We start from the raw sequence: 18,196 nt of genomic DNA on the forward strand, positions 1-18,196 counted from the left end.
AGTGTTCCAGGATCATTTTAATTCAAAAGGATTAAATGAAAATTCTAAATATGCCGCAAAAGAATTAAAGATGCGGCTGAATTATATTGCCTTAGTATCGGTTTTTATGCTAGTGATTGCAATTGCTAGTTATTTTATTAGTCCTTTAAGCAAAATTAAAAAAGTAAATATTACGGGGAACGATGGTGTAGTTACACAAGAAGTATTAAAAGCTTCGGGATTAAAAATGAATCAATCCATTTTTGAAGTGAAGGGCAGTGAAGCAAATATTGCCAAAAAAATTGAAGCAATTGAACAAGTGAAAGAAGCCACTGTTACGCTTGAAAATTGGAATGAAGTGAATATAAAAATTGACGAATTTAAGACGGTTGCTTATATGTCGCATGATGAAAAATATTTGCGCATTTTAGAAAATGGGACAATTCTTGATAATCAATATGTTCAAACTATCGGCAATCAGCCGATTTTAAATAATTTTACAGAAGGTAAACCGCTTGATGCGATGATTAAGGAATTGGATAAGCTTGATGCGAATATATTGCATATGATAAGTGAAATTGAGTATGTGCCTGGACATGCTAATCCATTATTTATAAAAATATATATGAATAGTGGAAATCGTGTGCTCGCATCAATTCCGGACTTTTCAAAAAATATGGCATACTATCCGCAGATGTTACAAACAGTTGGTGACCAAAAAGGTATCTTTGATATGGAAGTGGGCGTCTATTTTATTCCATTCTCACATTCCAAAAATGAAGCAGGCGAAATAGAATATAATACTGATGAAGAGGGTCATTATTATCCAGATGAAGAAGGATATGAAATCTCTACGCCACTTTCAGGTATCTTGTCACAACCTGGTCATAATGAATAAAAAATGTTACACATCCAAAATTTATATATTTTTTGGATGTGTTTTTTGTTTTCTATTTTTTATGTGAAAAAGTATTTAAATTACGGGTTCATGCTTCTACTCAAGCTGAAATTATGGTATGATGCTATTGTTAAGGATTTTATTTAAATGAAGATTAGGAGGTTTCAATTTGCCAATGAAAGATGGAATTTATGCGAGTTTAGATATTGGAACTACTTCTATAAAAATGATTATATCTGAAGTCTTAAATGGACAATTAAGCGTTATCGGTGTAGGCAATGAACGCTCACAAGGCGTCAGCCGCGGTGTAATCGTTGATATTGAAAAAGCAAGTGCTGCCATTGAAAAAGTGGTTGCACAAGCTTCGGAACGTTCAGGCGCTACGATTCATCACGTGATTGTCGGAATACCTGCTTACCAGGTTGGAATTCATCATTGTGCCGGCTCTCACAATGTACTAGCTGAAAATCAAGAAATTTCAGAACATGACGTACGTGCAGTGATCGAAAGAGCAGTCAGCAATGCGGCAATTGATCAACAAGAAATTATATCTGTTGAACCGAAAGAATTTATTGTAGATGGCTTCGATGAAATCCCAGATCCTCGTGGTATGATCGGTAAACGATTGGAAGTCAATGGGACACTTTATACAGTGAGCCGTTCGGTTCTGCATAATATTCGTAAAGCAGTCCTAGGAGCACATCTAGAAGTAGAGGCTTTTGTGCTACTTCCGCAAGCGATGTCGGCTTCGACATTATCAGCTGATGAGCGTATGTTTGGCACGATTTTACTGGATATGGGCGGCGGTCAAACAACCGTTTCAGTTATGCATAATAATCAATTGAAATATACTAGTATGATTCCTGAAGGGGGTCAATATATTACACAAGATATTTCCATTGTTTTGAATGCCTCTTTAAAAAATGCTGAACGATTGAAACGTGAAGTAGGTCATGCTTATTATGAATTGGCTAATCCAGATCATACAGTTAGTGTCGATATTGTCGGCAAAAAAGAGCCTGCTGTGATCAAAGAATCATATATTGCTGAAATTATTGAGGCACGATTGGTTCAAATCTTGGAACAAGTGCGAGACAAATTAGAAACGATAGATGCCTTGCAACTGCCAGGAGGCATTGTGATCAGTGGAGGCGTTGCAACATTACCTGGAATTGAGCAATTAGCTGAATCAATCTTCAATGTCCCTGTGCGACTTTATGTGCCAGATCAGATGGGCGTAAGATATCCAACATTCACTCATGCCATAAGTTTGACAAGTTATCAAGCGAATTTAAGCGATATCGAAAGAGTTATTCAGTCTGAAGTTGCTGAAATTATAGGACTTGAAAGTAGCTATCAAGAGGTATCACATTCATCTGAAGTGACCACTAAAATGCCACAGCCACAAGAAGTGGAAGTGGAAGATGCTCAAGCGGCAAATGAAGAAAAAGAATCTAGCCGTCTTAAATTCAAAAAATTCTTTTTAGATTTTTTCAGTTAAATGCATAAAAGTAACAGGAGGAAAAACAATGGACTTACAGTTTGATATGTATGAAAATTCTGGAGCAATTATTAAAGTTATTGGCGTTGGAGGCGCTGGCGGTAATGCTGTAAATCGTATGATTGCAGAAGGTGTAACGGGCGTTGAATTTATTGTTGCCAATACTGATGTTCAAGCGCTTCAATTGATGAATGCGGAAACAAAAATTCAACTGGGACCGAAATTGACACGAGGTCTTGGAGCAGGTGCTAACCCTGAAATTGGCTTAAAAGCTGCTGAAGAAAGTGAAGAGCAAATTGCTAAAGCGCTCGAAGGAGCAGATATGGTATTTATTACTGCAGGAATGGGTGGCGGTACGGGAACAGGTGCTGCAGGCGTTGTTTCGCGCATTGCAAAAGAGCAAGGTGCACTGACTGTAGGTGTCATTACGAAGCCATTCTCCTTTGAAGGAAGCAAAAAGAGCCGCTTTGGTGCAGATGGCATTGCTGCAATGAAAGAAAATGTGGACACATTAGTTATTATCGCAAATGACCGACTTCTTGAAATTATCGACAAAAAAACACCGATTCAAGAAGCTTTTGCAGAAGCGGATAATGTTTTGCGCCAAGGGGTACAAGGTATTTCTGAATTGATTACTAACCCAGGATTTATTAACTTAGACTTTGCTGACGTTAAAACTGTCATGGCTAACCAAGGTTCGGCTCTTATGGGAATCGGATCTGCTAAGGGCGATAATCGCATTGTGGAAGCAACGCAACAAGCTATTAGTTCACCACTTCTTGAAGTTTCAATTGATGGGGCTGAAAATGTTCTCTTAAATATTACAGGAGGAGAAGACCTCACCTTATTCGAAACACAGGATGCAGCAGATATTGTCAGTGCAGCAGCAACTGGCGATGTCAATATCATCTTTGGTACATCAATTAATAAAGATCTAGGGGATGAAGTGGTTGTAACGGTTGTTGCAACGGGTGTAAAAAGTTTAGATGAAAAACCATCACCACAAAAACGCCACACAACACCTGCTGCCGAAAAAGGTCAAGGTGTTACCAAAACAATAGATCCATTTGGTGACTGGGATATTCGTAAAGAAGCAACTGTTCGTGAAAGACATACGGCAGATTTAGATGAAAAACAAGAAGCAGCACCGCTTGAAAATGTTTTTGATCGTCAAAATGAAAATGATGTGGCACAACCTGTAGATGAAATGGATACCCCTCCATTTTTCAGACGTCGTAATCGTGATGAATAGAATGGGGCTGAACATATATGAAGAAAAATTTAAAAGACAAAATTAGCGATTTTTTCTTTTTAGAAGATGATGCTGCGGTAGAAGATAACTTCGAAACAGCGCAAGAAGCCGCAACTATCCAACAAGCTGCCGCAAATGCTGGCGCAGCTAATCATTATAAAATGCCAAATAAACGCAATGTTGTATCAATGAATCAGACACGAGCTTCAAGTCATACCAAAATAAAAATTGTAGAACCGCGCTTTGAAACAGATGCTGAAAATATTGCGGATATGTTATTGGACGGGGAAAGTGTTGTCTTGAATGTTCGCCGTATGGATCAGGCACAAGCCGTTAAAATGATTAATTTCCTTCAAGGAACTATCTATGCAATTGGTGGCGATATGGAACGTATTGGCGAAGAAATCTTTGTCTGCGCGCCACAAACAGTTGATCTAGTGCTTTCAGAGCTTGAAGTGAATGAAAGAGATTTCTTTAACTCGGAAAGCTAAGAAGGAGTAAAAGACTTTATGGTGCAACTATTATTAGGACTTAGAGTGCTTGTCAGTCGCTTTTTAGAGATTTATCGTTTGGCTTTATTGGCATATTTTTTACTTTCATGGCTACCAGAGGCAAGTGATTCTGGATTAGGTCGGCTTTTAGAGCGTATTTGCGAGCCATATGTTTCTTATTTTCGCCGCTTTATTCCACCTGTTGGCATGATAAGTTTTGCGGGGATGGCGGCATATATTTGTTTAGCTATTTTGGAACGAGGATTTAATACAATTATTATCTTTTTGATACGTCTGATAGGATGATGATGTGGAACATTTATTTCAACATTTTAAAGCTTCAGAAAAAGAATTTATCCAACGTGTCCTAGATGATATTCAAAAAGTTCAAAGGACTTATACCCCTATTTTGACAGCTTTTATGAATCCTAGAGAACGATATATTGCTCGAACGCTTGTTGCTAATTTTGATGACATTCATTTTGCAGAAGCTAAAACACCGCAGCTACTAGAGAGTAGTCGCATACTTTTTTATCCTTATTATTTAGAAGTTCCACCTTTTGAGGCATTTGAAATGTCATTAGTTGAAATTGACTACCCAGAAAAATTTGCTGCACTATCTCATGGACAAATTTTGGGAAGCGTGCTAGGGGCTGGGATTGACAGAGATCGTCTGGGTGACATTATAACGGATGGGAAACGGTGGCAATTTTTCATTGATACAAATCTTGTTAACTTTTTAGTTGGTCAAATGACTCATGTCGGACGCACGACAATCAGATTAAGAGAATGTTTAGTGACAGAATTGCTCACGCCGAAAGATAATGGACAATCGTTAGAAATTGTTATTTCTTCTTTGCGCTTGGATAATATCATCGCTAAAACTTTTCACATTTCCCGCCAACTTGCACAAGATTTCATTAAGAAGCATCATGTAAAAGTTAATTGGATGGAAGAATTGAATCCAGCGGAAGTGATAGAACAAGAAGAGATTATTTCTGTTAGAGGAAAAGGCAGAATTAAAGTCGGCGAAATAAAAAATCGTACGAAAAAAGATAATTTACTTATCAGCGTTAGACGCTATGATCGAAATCAATATTAATTAAGGAGGAACGGATCATGACATTGACACCAATGGATATCCATAATAAAGAATTTTCTACAAAAATGCGTGGATATCATCCAGATGAAGTAAATGAATTTTTGGATCAGATTATTAAAGAATTCGAACATTTACTTCGCAACAAACGCATCTTAGAAGATGAATTGAATATTGCGCGAGAAAAACTTGCCAATTATGATGATATGCAAGATGCATTGAATAAATCGATTATTGTGGCACAAGAAGCGGCGGATCGGTTGAAAGAAAATACCGATAAAGAAATCGAAGTCGTAAAACGTGAAGCAACAAATTATGCAGATGATGTTCGATCTGAAGCAGATAAATATTCACAAACAATTCGTGAAGATGCTGAAGCACATGCAGATGAATTGTTACAGGAAGCGGTTATCAAAGCACGCAAAATTGAAGAGGAAACAGAACAATTACGAAAACATAACCGAATCTTTAGACAGCGTCTGCAACTTTTGATTGAATCACAATTAGAATTAATCAAGAAAAATGAATGGGATGAAGTACTTCAAGGAGAAAAAATTGAAGAACCACAGACCCAAACGATTGAAGAAGTTGAAAAAACTTTAGGTTTTGCCGAAGCGCTTGAACCAGAAGAGTTTGATGAAGATTTTGAAGAAGCGACGGAAGAAGAGGCGGATGAAGAAGTAGTTGATTATGAAGATGATCATGAAGATGCCACTGAAGAGGCAGTAGCTGATCCTTCTGATGAATAATATAATATTTTTGAAATTGGAACACGATTTTCTAAGTGTGAATGTCAGCGAGATTGCGGATGGTGTGAGCAATTGATTCCCCTTAGTCAATTATCCTCCAATGCTTTTCTTCAGTGAATTTTTAAAGTAGCTGAAGATGTATCTCTGCATTAAAGAGTTGAGGCTACACTTTTGTGTAGTAAATTAAGGTGGTACCACGTGATTTCGTCCTTTTTGGATGAAATCTTTTTTTATAAGCACATTTTTAAAAGGAGAAATTATATGGAATTAAAAGATACATTAAATCTATTGCGCACACAATTTCCGATGCGTGCTGGATTGCCGAATAAAGAACCAAAACGACAACAACAATGGGATGATGAGGGCATTTATAAAAAACGCCAAGTATTGAATGAAGGGAAACCGACATTCATTTTACATGATGGCCCACCATATGCCAATGGAAGCATTCATATGGGACATGCATTAAATAAAATTTCAAAAGATATTATTGTACGTTATAAATCAATGAGTGGATTTCGTGCACCATATGTCCCAGGTTGGGATACGCATGGCTTGCCTATTGAACAAGCATTGGTGAATAAAGGCGTTGACCGTCATGCAATGAGTGTCAGTGAATTTCGTCAACTTTGTGAAAAATATGCCCTTGAGCAAGTGGATATCCAACGTGCAGCATTCAAACGTTTAGGGGTTAGTGGAGATTGGGATAATCCTTATATTACATTGCAACCTGAATATGAGGCGGCACAGTTACGTGTTTTTGGGAAAATGGCGGAAAAAGGATATATTTATCGTGGCATGAAGCCTATTTATTGGTCGCCATCAAGTGAATCGGCACTTGCTGAAGCTGAAATTGAATATAAAGATGTACGTTCTGCTTCTATTTATGTTGCTTTTCCAGTAAAAGATGGCAAAGGCAAACTTGCGGATGATGTTTCTTTTGTTATTTGGACAACGACGCCATGGACGATTCCATCGAACTTGGCCATCACTGTGAAACCAGGTGGCGTGTATGCTGTCATTGAAGCAGATGGACGTAAATTTGTTGTTGCTAAGGAAATGATTGAGAAAGTTCAAGAAGCGATTGGTTGGCATGATGTAAGAATTCTTGACACCTTGTTGGCAGAAGAGATGGAATATATGACTGCACTGCATCCATTCTATGACCGAGAGTCGCTACTTATTTTGGGCGACCATGTTACATTTGATGATGGGACTGGACTTGTTCATACAGCACCTGGACATGGGGCGGACGACTATGTAGTTGGACAACGCTACGGTCTTGAAGCACTTAGCCCGATTGATGATAAAGGTTTCTTCACAGATGAAGCACCAGGGTTTGAAGGAATGTTTTATGATGATGCTAACAAGAAAGTGACTGAACTTTTAGATGAGAAAAATGCTTTATTAAAACTTGAATTCTTTACGCATAGTTATCCACATGATTGGCGCAGTAAAAAACCTGTCATTTTCCGAGCTACGCCGCAATGGTTTGCATCTATCAAAGATTTTAGACAAGAAATTCTTGATGTTATTCCTCAAGTGGACTGGTTGCAGCCATGGGGAGAGCAACGTATTCATAATATGATTCGTGATCGTGGTGACTGGGTCATTTCGCGTCAACGTCAATGGGGTGTTCCACTACCAATTTTCTATGCTGAAAATGGTGAAGCAATTATTGATCCTGTTGTTACTGAGCATATTGCCCAACTCGTAGAGCAATATGGATCTAATGTATGGTTTGAACGTGATGCGAAAGATTTATTACCAGAAGGCTTTACACATCCAGGCAGTCCAAATGGTCTCTTTGAAAAAGAAACGGATATTATGGATGTTTGGTTTGATTCTGGATCTTCCCACGCAGGCGTATTAGGCATTCGTAAAGAACTTTCATTTCCAGCGGATCTATATTTGGAAGGAAGCGATCAATATCGCGGCTGGTTCAACTCTAGTCTGACCACAAGTGTTGCAGTTCATGGTGTTGCACCATATCGCGCAGTCTTGTCGCAAGGTTTTGTGCTTGATGATAATGGGCGTGCTATGAGTAAATCGCTCGGAAATGTTATTGATCCGATGAAAGTGATGGACCAATTGGGGGCCGACATTATTCGTCTTTGGGTAACGAGTGTCGATGCGGGAGCAGATGTCCCAATTAGTATGGGCATCTTGCAACAAGTATCTGAAACTTATCGTAAGATTCGCAACACTTTCCGCTTTATGATTCAAAATACATCTGATTTTGATGTAAAAGAAGACGCTATCGCTTATGATGCATTACGATCGGCTGACCAATATATTTTAAATCGTTTGGATGAAGTCGTAGCTAATCTTCATGAAGCATATGAAAGTTATGATTTCCGCATCATCTATCGTGAAATAAATCATTTTTGTACAGTTGATTTATCGAACTTCTATATGAATATTGCAAAAGATATCTTATATATCGAAGCACCTGATGCATATAATCGTCGCGCAATTCAAACGGTATTTTACCAAGTGCTTGTTACGTTAGCAAAACTTCTAACGCCTGTTATTCCACATACTGCAGAAGAAGTGTGGGAATATTTGCAAGAGCCTGAAGAATTTGTTCAATTAACAGAATTGCCACGCGTTAAAAATTATGAAAATAAAGATGAAATTCTTGCACGTTGGACACGTTTCATGGATGTTCGCGATAACATCTTAAAAGTGAATGAAGTTTCTCGTGAAAATAAAGTCATTGGAAAAGATTTCGAAGCACGTACAACATTATATGTTTCGGATGAAATTGGCCAATTATTGGAGGACTTACAAGCAGATATTCGCCAGATTATGGTAGCTAGTGCATTAGATATTGTACCACTTGCAGAAAAACCAGCCCATGATGAACATATTGTTGACTTTGACGGCTTATCTGTAAAAGTCGAACATATGCCAGGAGAAGTGTGTGATCGCTGTCGTATTACTTCAGAAGATACACAGATGTTCGGCGAAGATCGTCTTTGCGGACGTTGCCAAGAAATTATTAAGACACACTATCCTGAATATTTTGCTGATAAATAAAAAAGTCTAAAAATTGATAAAAAAAAGAACGCCTTTACCATTAAGTGGGGAGGCGTTCTTTTTTTATTCATGGCGCTGGGCTTCTTGGGTAATTTCAAGAAGTTGTGTACGCATTTGCGATTCCATTTGTAAAAGTTCTTTCTCGACTTCCATACGTTTTTGTCGTCCTTCTTTTTGGATAGCAAGTGTCTCACGTAAGGTATCCATCAAGTTTTGTTGAGTAGTTGCAAGCGTTTCTACATCAATAATGGCACGTTCATTTTCAACAGCAGTATCAACGGCAGACTGTTTCAACATTTCAGAGTTTTTCATAAGGAGCTCATTTGTTGTGTCCGACACTTGACGTTGTGCACTTACAGCATCATGTTGTCGAAGCAGTGTGAGTGCGATGACCATTTGATTTTTCCACAGAGGAATGGCCGTATGTATTGATGTCTGAATTTTTTCGGACAGTTGTTGATTTGTATTTTGAATCATACGAATTTGAGGGGCTTGCTGGATGGTTAATTGTTTCGTGATTTTTAAGTCATGGACACGTTTTTCTAAGCGGTTGGTGAATTGATTTAAATCATTAACTTTTTGAGCTCCCATTTGATCAATTTCTTGTTCTGCTTCTTTTAATGCTTGGGGGATGATGGCTTCTTGCAATTCTTTAATGCGCAATTCACCCGCTGCAATATAAATGTTCAATGCTTGGTAGAAGTTTAAATTTTTTTCATATAAATCATTTAAGATTTCATTATCTTTCATTAATAGATTTTTTTCATGATCTAATTTTAAGGCGATTTTATCAATTTGTGATCCAATTTTTTGATATTTTGCGGTCGTTTCATAAATAGAACGTTTTGTTTTATTGAAGACGCGACTTAAGAATCCTTGCTTTTCAGGGGATAAATCTTTTGGATCGGCAGCTTTTAATTGAAACATAAGATCACTAATGGAGTGACCAATTTCACCTACTTCTTGCATTTGGACATGATTTAGAATTGAATGCGAAAAATCGCTAATTTCTTTTTGAGCTGCAGCACCATAATTTAAGATTGCATTCAAATCATCCGCCATAATTTTTGCAGATAGTTCATTAGCCTGTTTTTGTTGATTTTCATCGAGCGTATCAAATGTTGGCGTTTGTTGCGAAACGCCATCGACTGATCTCGTTTCTGTTGGTAGGGCAAAAGGATTCTGTAATAATTGGTCAAGTTCGGTAAAAGATTCTTCCTTTGAAGGAGTATTTATTTTACGTTCTTCATTTTTCATTTAGTTTTTCCTCACTTTCTAATGAAGGAAGCTCATCTGATGACATTTCTTTTGAGATGGAAGGCTCAGTTTTGATGAATGATTCATCTGAGACATGATCTTCTACTATGAGCTCTTCTTTACAAAATGCTAAATAATGTTCTTCAATGACTTGGCAAAGTTGTTCTATCTTTTCGATTGATTTTTCAATAACATGTAATGTGGCTTTATTTTTATTTGGGTGTGCTTCAATATCTAAGAATTTCTGACTTAATGAAACTACATCAGGCAAATCACGATATAAAAACTCATTTACTTTTGCAAGTTGTCTAGGATTTTTAACGATTACCTGAAAGAAATTTTTTGCCGTTTCAACGGTTTTATAGCGATGATTAATTGTATTTAAGCGGGGAGATTTTTCCATGAATGCTTCAAGCTGCAAAATTTGTAGGCGTGCTTCATTCATCGTCTCTCTGAAAAAAGTCACATCTTCAGGTGTCAATCCTTGTGCAAGGTAGTAGTGTTCTTTTTCTTTTGAAACAGGGGGCATATTATCATGTGTTTTTTTGGATGTAGAAGGTGCGCGACTTATAAAATAAAACATAACAAGTGCACCTAAAACGAATAAATATTCTTTATCGATTGATGACACGAAATATTGATCACCAATAACAAGATCGATTAGTATGATGAATGCTAAAAAGCCGATCACAACAGCGATAATCTTTTTGATATATGAGCGTTTCATGTGCTTTCCTCCTGACGCATTTTATATTTAATGCCTACTTGTATTCTAACACAAAAGATAAAAAAGCCGTCATGGTACGAAAGATGTATTTTGCATCAGGGTGAATTTTCGCTATGATATAATAGAATAGATTCAAGAAAGGAACGAACAAAAATGTCTATTAAAAATAGCCGCATTATCTATGAAGGATTTCTAACACGTTATGAATTAAAAGAAGTTGAACTTCCTAATAAAATGGTAAAAAATTATGAATTTGTCGATCATAGACCTGCCGTTGCCATCTTAGCATTGACAGCGGACGATAAGATTATTCTCGTGCGTCAGTATCGCGTAGGTGTTGACCGAAAAATATTAGAAATTCCAGCGGGCTTGATTGATCCTGACGAAGATCCATTGACAGCTGCCAAGCGTGAATTAGAAGAAGAGACAGCAGTAGGTGCCCATCTGTGGCAACCGCTTCGAGATTTTTATACAGCGCCTGGCTTTACGAATGCATATAATCGTCTTTATGAGGCACGTGATTTATACAAAATTGAGCATCCGCGACCACAAGACGATGACGAATTTTTAGAAGTTGTGTATTATACTTTTGAAGAAGCAAATGCTGCTTATGAGCGTGGCGAAATTTGTGACATGAAAACTATTTGGGCGTTAGATTATTGGCGTTATAATCGTCAAAATTAGGAGGGATATCCGGTGGAGCCTTCAAGAATGGCGCGTCGCGAAAGAGAAAAAGAAAATCGCCGACTTGCGCATAAAGAAAATTTAAGAACACGTTATCATATGTGGAAAGAAGAAAGAAAATTAAAAAAACAAGGGTACACTAACAAAAGCCGTGCAGAATATGTAGGCAATCATCGACGCATCGATAAATTTTTAAATCGTACAATTTTTATTTTATTTTTGTTGAATGTGATTGTGTGGTTAGTTGTACTATTTATTTAAAGAAAGAGGAGCAACATGAAAATTGGAATATTAGCAGCAATGGCTGAAGAAGTAAGAGAACTTGTTGCTGCAATGGATGACTATGAGCAAGTTTCGTATGGAGGTCAGCTTTTTTATGACGGAACGCTTTCAGGAATATCAGTGACACTTGTTCAATCTGGGATTGGTAAAGTGAATGCGGCAATGGCAACGACACTTTTGATTGAACATTTTACTTGCCAAGTGATTTTGAATACAGGGTCAGCTGGTGGAATTGATGACAGTTTGTCTATTCAAGATCTTGTGATTGCAGATGATCTCACTTATCAAGATGCAGATAATCGCGTTTTTGGATATGTTTATGGCCAAATTCCGCAAATGCCTGCTACTTATCCTGTTGATGAAAAATGGCTCAATACATTAAAAGCAACTGCTGCTATGCAGAAATTTAATGTGAAAGTAGGCCAAGTTGTAACGGGTGATTCATTTGTCGCAAGCTCTAAACATATTGCCACTATTAAAAAGCATCTCCCACAAGCGCTTGTAACAGAAATGGAAGGGGCAGCAGTTGCTCAAGTTTGCTACCAATTTCAAGTTCCAGCGCTTGTCGTTCGTTGTGTGAGTGATGTTGCCAATCAAGAAGCAAGCGTTGACTTTGATACATTTATCGAACAAGCGGGAAAAAGATCTGCTCAACTTGTGATAAGTTGGCTTCAACAATTATAATAAAAATCCATCATTAATAATTTCTTAATGATGGATTTTTTATTCTAATATTTAAGCGGCAATCTTTGTAGTCTATCCCAGTGATTGATTTAATTAGAGGGCATTTTTCCTTTTGATGACCATCTATTTCTATCGTTTTCTACCATAATGAGTCAATTATTGAAGATATGTCCTGAATTTATTTTATTTAAAAAGACTATGAGCTTAAAATCTCATAGTCTTAAATTGTTCTGAAGACTGATGCAACTAGACTTTCTCTGCATTTTGTAGCAAGCAGTCTTTAAAAGACTTTTGCAAGAAAAAATTAGCCACGAATTAAATCATAGATGCTTGTATAGCGTAGATCATGTGCTTGAGCAACGGCTTGGTTTGTAACGAGTCCTTTGTAAGTATTCATTCCGCGGATAATATATTTATTTCTTAAGAATGCTTTTTCAAGGCCTTGATTTGCAACTTGTTTGACAAAAGGCATCGTTGCATTTGTAAGGGCGACAGTCGATGTACGTGGCACAGCTCCCGGAATATTCGCTACTGTATAATGTACGACATCATGTTTAATATAGGTTGGATTTTCATGTGTTGTAGCCTTTGTGGTAGTTTCAAAGTTACCGCCTTGATCAACAGAAATATCGATGACAACAGAGCCCGGTGCCATTGCTTTGATCATTTCTTCTGTAACAAGTATTGGAGCACGAGCACCAGCAATAAGCACTGCACCGATGACAACATCAGAATTTTTAACGGAATTTTCAATATTGTAAGCATTTGACATTAAGGTGTCAACTTGAGAATCGAACATATTGTCTAATTCAGCGAGTCGTGTAGGATTAATATCTAAGATTGTAACTTGAGCACCCATTCCAACTGCAATTTTTGCGGCATTTACACCGACGACTCCGCCACCGATGATAGTAACACGTGCGCGTCTTACACCTGGGACACCACCTAAAAGGATACCGCTACCGCCATTATGTTTTTCTAACAAGTTAGCAGCAACTTGAACGGCTGTACGTCCCGCAACTTCACTCATTGGATTAAGGAGTGGTAGACGTCCTTTCACAGAAATTGTTTCATAAGCAAGGCCTGATACATTTGCATCAATTAATGCATCCGTTAAAGTCCGATTAGCGGCTAAGTGAAGATAGGTGAAGATGATCTGATCTTCATAAAAATATTGATATTCGCTCTCTAGAGGCTCTTTCACTTTAACAATCATTTTAGCTTTCCAAACCTCGGCGGCTGATGAAATAATTTTTGCTCCGGCTTTTTCATACTCTTCATCTGTAAATCCTGAGCCAATGCCTGCCTGAGTTTCGACTAAAACTTCATGCCCAAGCTCTACCAATTCATTGACATTCGCAGGTGTCATTCCCACGCGGTTTTCATTTGTTTTGATTTCCTTTGGTAGTCCAATTATCATATTTTTGCCTCCTTACAGCATACACTTTATCCGAATGTGAAAATGAAGCAACAACTTCATTAAAAATCCAAGATAAATAGGTTAAATTTTACTCATTAATCATATCAAAAATTGTCAAATACTTCCATAAAAAAACATGTCGAGCAACAAAAAAATAAAAATTAGTTGACGTTGCATGGCTTTATTGATATACTGTTCTTTGTGTAAAATAATGCAGCAAAAAGTGATAACATCGTCAACATTCTTATTTCATCAATTGTGAAGAGCGAGTAACCAGCGGCTGCAACTCGGCGAAAGCTAAATAAGAATGCACGAATTATTGAACTTTATACATTATTTTACTTGCAAAATAAAATAATGGAGGCAAAGATATGTCTAGATATACAGGTCCATCATGGAGAAAATCTCGCCGTTTAGGAATTTCTCTATCTGGAACAGGAAAAGAATTGGCTAAACGTCCTTATGTACCAGGACAACATGGCCCAACTAATCGTGAAAACTTATCAGAATATGGCTTACAGTTGAAAGAAAAACAAAAACTACGCTACTTATATGGAATGAATGAACGTCAATTCCACAACTTATTCCAAAAAGCTGCAAGAATTCGTGAAGGGGAACAAGGAACGAACTTCATGATCTTACTTGAACGTCGCTTGGATAATATTGTGTATCGTTTAGGTCTTGCATCTACACGTCGTCAAGCACGTCAATTTGTAAACCATGGTCACATTTTAGTGAATGGCAAACGTGTTGATATCCCAAGTTACCAAGTAGAAGTAGGAGATGTTATTTCCGTACGCGAACATTCACGCAATATGGCAGTCATCAAAGAATCCATTGAATCGCTATATGGTCGACCAGATTTCTTGGAATTCGATGAAGAAAAAATGGAAGGTAAATTAACACGCCTCCCATTGCGTGAAGAAATGCCAGCAGAAATCGAAGAATCTTTAGTTGTTGAATTCTACAACCGTTAAGATTTAGCTTTTTTACAAGCTGTTGCATTATACATTTATTACAATAAGAGACTAGCTCATCGTCAGCTAGTCTTTTTTTATCCAAAAGCGAAGAATAAGGCTCATTTATTGAAAAATATTTGGAGAATATTAACTTTTCCATAACATTATAGTGTGATTTTTGATATACTTAAACGTAAGAATATCAGCGGAGTCTATCCAAAATAAAAATAGGTGAGGGGATCGTTGTGGACACTTTAAAAATATGGCTCCTCATCATCGTCATAGCGGTCTTATTAATTGTTGGAATTGGATATTTAATTCGGAAAAAAAGCTATCAGACGATTGATGAGTTAGACAAAAAGAAAAATAGTATACTCAAACATGCACCATACAAAGAAATTCGCATTGTGGAAGCAATGCCCATTACGGGACAATCTGCCGAATATCGGACAGAGCTTTTGAAGCAGTGGAAAGCTATTGAAAAGGACAAATATCCCTCCATCGAAACACATTTATTTGATGCGGAACAAGCGACTGATCAATTGCGTTTTAATAAGGCGCGCTCAGCGCAGCAACGTGCTAGACAGACACTTAATGAAGTAGAAAAAGAATTAGAAGCTTTTACTAAGCTAATTAATGATTTCATTAGACAAGAAGAAGCTAACTTAAAACGCATTAATGAAATTAAAGAAAAATATCATGAAATTCGCAAGGCGCTGCTTGCACGAAGCTTTTCATTTGGAAATGCTGCGGGTAAGTTAGAGCAGCAGTTGGCAGCAATGGAAGACTATTTTACCAGCTTTTCTAATTTTACATTAAGTGGTGATCATGAAGAAGCTAACCGCATTATCATTAAACTTAACCAAGAAATTGAAACAATGCGCCAGCAAATGGATCAAATACCACAATTATTCCAACGCTTTGATGAGATTTATCTTGAACAACTGAAAGAAATCGAGCAAGGTTATCAATATTTTTTGAAAAATGGCTATGTTTTTGCAGAAAATGATATCCCTAAAGCCGTTCAATCTATTCGCACGCAGATTGCCAATCTGATAAAAGAGATTGAAACATTGAACTTTGAAAATGTTGCACGAGAAACTGATGATATTGAACAACAAATTGATGCTCAATACGAAAAAATGGATGTTGAATTGAAAGCAAAACAAGAAGTAAAAGATTTAATTAAGCGAAATAAACAAGCCATTTTCTATTTGAAAGATGAGCAAAAGAAATTGAATGTTATGGCAGAGCGTTTGGCAGAAAGTTACTGGTTACAAAATAGTGAGCAACAAAAAACACAGCAGCTATTAACACTTATCGGATCTGAAGAAAAGCAATTTCGAATGCTTACTGAACGTCTTGCTGCTAAAAAATTACCATATAGTGAAGCGCAATTTTTGTTGGAACGTATTTTTAGTGCATTAGAGAAAGCATTTGAACAAGCGCGAGCATTGCGCCATAAATTAGAAAGTTATCGTCAGCGTGAAATTCAATTAAAAGAAGAACAAGCTACAATGGAACAGTCCATGTATGAAATGAAACGTCGAATTGAAAATCGCCGACTGCCAGGTATCAGCGCTAAATATCTTGAGCTTTTCTTCTCAGCTACAAAACGTCTTGAACGATTTGGTAGCGTGCTTTCACAACCCGTTTTAGACTTGAAAGATGCACAACGTCAATATGAAATGTGCAAAGAAGATGTCGAAGAATTAAAGGACTGGTCAGACGATATTATCAAAGCTTCAACGCTAACAGAAATAATTTCTCAACGCCTTATGCGTTATCGTGAAGAACATCCAGGAGTTGAAGAGACTATTCAATATAGTCAGACATTATTCGAAAAAGATTATGATTATGGTGCAGCACTGCAACTAGTGCAAGAAAAATTAAATCAAATCGCACCAGAAGACTTACAAAATATTTTAAAAGAATATCAAGAACAATGATACAAATAGAAAGTGTAGAGGCTTAACAACTGCTTTTCTACACTTTTTATTTGAGTAGAAAGCAGGGAGATTCGGTGATTTATTTTGATAATAGTGCTACCACTAAAGTAACACCTGAAGTTTTAAAAGTATATGAAAAAGTGAGTCAACGCTTTTTTGGCAACCCAAGCAGCCTCCATTACTTAGGAACACAAGCGCATGAATTACTTGAAAGTGCACGTGCTCAAGTTGCCCAAATTTTACATGTAAAACCAACTGAAATTTATTTTACAAGTAGTGGAACGGAAGGGGATAATTGGTTAATTAAAGGAACGGCAATGGAAAAAATGCGTTTTGGCAAACATATTATAACCACGCAGATCGAACATCCAGCCGTTGCACATTCGATGGATCAATTAGAGCATTTAGGATTTGAAATTACACGCCTTAGTGTAGATAAGACGGGGCAGATTTCAATTGATGAATTAAAACAAGCAATACGTCCAGATACGATCTTAGCAACTTTTATTGCGGTCAATAATGAAATGGGTGCCATCCAACCGTTGGCAAAAATTAGCGAAGTTTTGGCAGAATATCCAACGATTCATTTAATGATTGATGCAGTACAAGCTATTGGCAAAATCGATCTACCATTAGGAAATGATCAGCGCATTGATATGGCGGTATTTTCGGGGCATAAATTCCATGCACCGCGTGGTGTAGGTATTGTCTATCTAAAAGAAGGGAAGCAAGTGGCACCGCTACTTTCTGGCGGAGGGCAAGAAAAAGGACAACGAAGCAGTACGGAAAATTTACCAGGAATTGTTGCGACAAGTCGTGCATTGCGACTCTTAACAAAAGATGAAATGAAAAAACGTCAACATCTTGCACAATTGACACAAAAATTACGCGAAGGATTAAAAAATCTACCTTATGTGCAATTTTTTTCAACAGATAAAGGTGCACCACATATTACATGCCTTGGAATTCAAGGAATTCGTGGAGAAGTGCTCGTGCATGCTTTGGAAGCGGAAGAGATTTATGTGTCAACGACCAGTGCTTGCTCCAGTCGTGCAGGCAGGGACTCATCTACACTCTTGGCAATGGGAATTGTGCATGAAGAAGCGGAGACTGCCATCCGTATCAGCTTTTCTGAATATAATACAATGGAAGAAGTTGCCCAATTCCTACAAGCGTTCAAAGCAATTTATCGTCAGCTCACGCGCATCTATGAAAAGTAATAA

At 37.3% G+C, this 18,196-nt stretch carries 17 protein-coding genes; 14 read left to right on the top strand and 3 right to left on the bottom strand.

Annotated features, from left to right (window positions below; genetic code table 11):
- Position 1: 1 nt before the first annotated feature.
- From C231_RS07850 to ileS, 8 genes are all read left to right on the top strand, one after another.
- Positions 2–877 carry a cell division protein FtsQ/DivIB gene (locus C231_RS07850; RefSeq protein ID WP_018659478.1) on the top strand — a complete coding sequence of 292 codons (876 nt, stop codon included), beginning with the start codon at positions 2–4 and terminating at the stop codon, positions 875–877.
- A gap of 175 nt (positions 878–1,052) precedes the next feature.
- A complete protein-coding gene (gene ftsA, locus C231_RS0104665) occupies positions 1,053–2,378 on the top strand; it encodes a cell division protein FtsA (RefSeq protein ID WP_040408051.1) in 1,326 nt (441 codons plus the stop codon).
- Between the two features lie 28 nt (positions 2,379–2,406).
- Positions 2,407–3,630, top strand: a complete 1,224-nt coding sequence (gene ftsZ, locus C231_RS0104670; protein ID WP_018659480.1) for a cell division protein FtsZ — start codon at positions 2,407–2,409, stop codon at positions 3,628–3,630.
- A gap of 17 nt (positions 3,631–3,647) precedes the next feature.
- Positions 3,648–4,121, top strand: coding sequence for a cell division protein SepF (locus tag C231_RS08270; protein ID WP_018659481.1), 474 nt, complete (start codon positions 3,648–3,650; stop codon positions 4,119–4,121).
- Positions 4,122–4,139: 18 nt separating this feature from the next.
- Positions 4,140–4,427 (top strand): YggT family protein, encoded by a 288-nt coding sequence (locus C231_RS0104680; protein ID WP_018659482.1) that lies wholly within the window; start codon positions 4,140–4,142, stop codon positions 4,425–4,427.
- Between the two features lie 4 nt (positions 4,428–4,431).
- Positions 4,432–5,223: a YlmH family RNA-binding protein gene (locus C231_RS0104685; protein ID WP_018659483.1), complete on the top strand. Its 792-nt coding sequence runs from the start codon at positions 4,432–4,434 to the stop codon at positions 5,221–5,223.
- A 17-nt stretch (positions 5,224–5,240) separates the two neighbouring features.
- Positions 5,241–5,969 (top strand): DivIVA domain-containing protein, encoded by a 729-nt coding sequence (locus tag C231_RS0104690; protein WP_018659484.1) that lies wholly within the window; start codon positions 5,241–5,243, stop codon positions 5,967–5,969.
- Positions 5,970–6,230: 261 nt separating this feature from the next.
- Complete coding sequence (gene ileS / locus C231_RS0104695) at positions 6,231–9,011, top strand: isoleucine--tRNA ligase (RefSeq protein ID WP_018659485.1); 2,781 nt, start codon at positions 6,231–6,233, stop codon at positions 9,009–9,011.
- Between the two features lie 63 nt (positions 9,012–9,074).
- On the opposite strand, the gene C231_RS0104700 is transcribed toward ileS, so the two are convergent.
- Both C231_RS0104700 and C231_RS0104705 read right to left on the bottom strand, forming a co-directional pair.
- A complete protein-coding gene (locus C231_RS0104700; RefSeq protein ID WP_018659486.1) occupies positions 9,075–10,268 on the bottom strand; it encodes a toxic anion resistance protein in 1,194 nt (397 codons plus the stop codon).
- Positions 10,258–10,995 carry a 5-bromo-4-chloroindolyl phosphate hydrolysis family protein gene (locus tag C231_RS0104705; RefSeq protein ID WP_018659487.1) on the bottom strand — a complete coding sequence of 246 codons (738 nt, stop codon included), beginning with the start codon at positions 10,993–10,995 and terminating at the stop codon, positions 10,258–10,260. Before C231_RS0104705 ends, C231_RS0104700 begins: the two co-directional genes overlap by 11 nt.
- Before the next feature lie 153 nt (positions 10,996–11,148).
- Here C231_RS0104705 and C231_RS0104710 point away from each other — a divergent pair, with 153 nt between their 5' ends.
- The 3 genes from C231_RS0104710 to C231_RS0104720 are packed head-to-tail and all read left to right on the top strand — an operon-like array spanning position 11,149 to position 12,645.
- Complete coding sequence (locus C231_RS0104710) at positions 11,149–11,679, top strand: NUDIX hydrolase (RefSeq protein WP_018659488.1); 531 nt, start codon at positions 11,149–11,151, stop codon at positions 11,677–11,679.
- 12 nt (positions 11,680–11,691) lie between these two features.
- Positions 11,692–11,940 (top strand): hypothetical protein, encoded by a 249-nt coding sequence (locus C231_RS07860; RefSeq protein ID WP_018659489.1) that lies wholly within the window; start codon positions 11,692–11,694, stop codon positions 11,938–11,940.
- A 15-nt stretch (positions 11,941–11,955) separates the two neighbouring features.
- The gene (locus C231_RS0104720; RefSeq protein WP_018659490.1) at positions 11,956–12,645 is read left to right on the top strand and encodes a 5'-methylthioadenosine/adenosylhomocysteine nucleosidase; all 690 of its coding nucleotides are present in this window, start codon (positions 11,956–11,958) and stop codon (positions 12,643–12,645) included.
- A gap of 304 nt (positions 12,646–12,949) precedes the next feature.
- Here C231_RS0104720 and ald read toward each other — a convergent pair whose 3' ends face one another.
- On the bottom strand, positions 12,950–14,065 hold the full coding sequence (gene ald, locus C231_RS0104725) for an alanine dehydrogenase (RefSeq protein WP_018659491.1): 1,116 nt from the start codon (positions 14,063–14,065) through the stop codon (positions 12,950–12,952).
- A 371-nt stretch (positions 14,066–14,436) separates the two neighbouring features.
- Between ald and rpsD the strand changes: the two genes are divergently transcribed.
- The 3 genes from rpsD (at position 14,437) to C231_RS0104740 (ending at position 18,193) form a co-directional block, all read left to right on the top strand.
- A complete protein-coding gene (gene rpsD, locus C231_RS0104730; RefSeq protein ID WP_018659492.1) occupies positions 14,437–15,042 on the top strand; it encodes a 30S ribosomal protein S4 in 606 nt (201 codons plus the stop codon).
- A 227-nt stretch (positions 15,043–15,269) separates the two neighbouring features.
- Positions 15,270–16,973: a septation ring formation regulator EzrA gene (locus C231_RS0104735; RefSeq protein ID WP_018659493.1), complete on the top strand. Its 1,704-nt coding sequence runs from the start codon at positions 15,270–15,272 to the stop codon at positions 16,971–16,973.
- Between the two features lie 74 nt (positions 16,974–17,047).
- Positions 17,048–18,193 (top strand): cysteine desulfurase family protein, encoded by a 1,146-nt coding sequence (locus tag C231_RS0104740; protein WP_018659494.1) that lies wholly within the window; start codon positions 17,048–17,050, stop codon positions 18,191–18,193.
- The last annotated feature ends 3 nt before the right edge of the window (positions 18,194–18,196 follow it).

The organism is Allofustis seminis DSM 15817, assembly GCF_000374325.1.
Lineage (GTDB): Bacteria > Bacillota > Bacilli > Lactobacillales > Carnobacteriaceae_A > Allofustis > Allofustis seminis.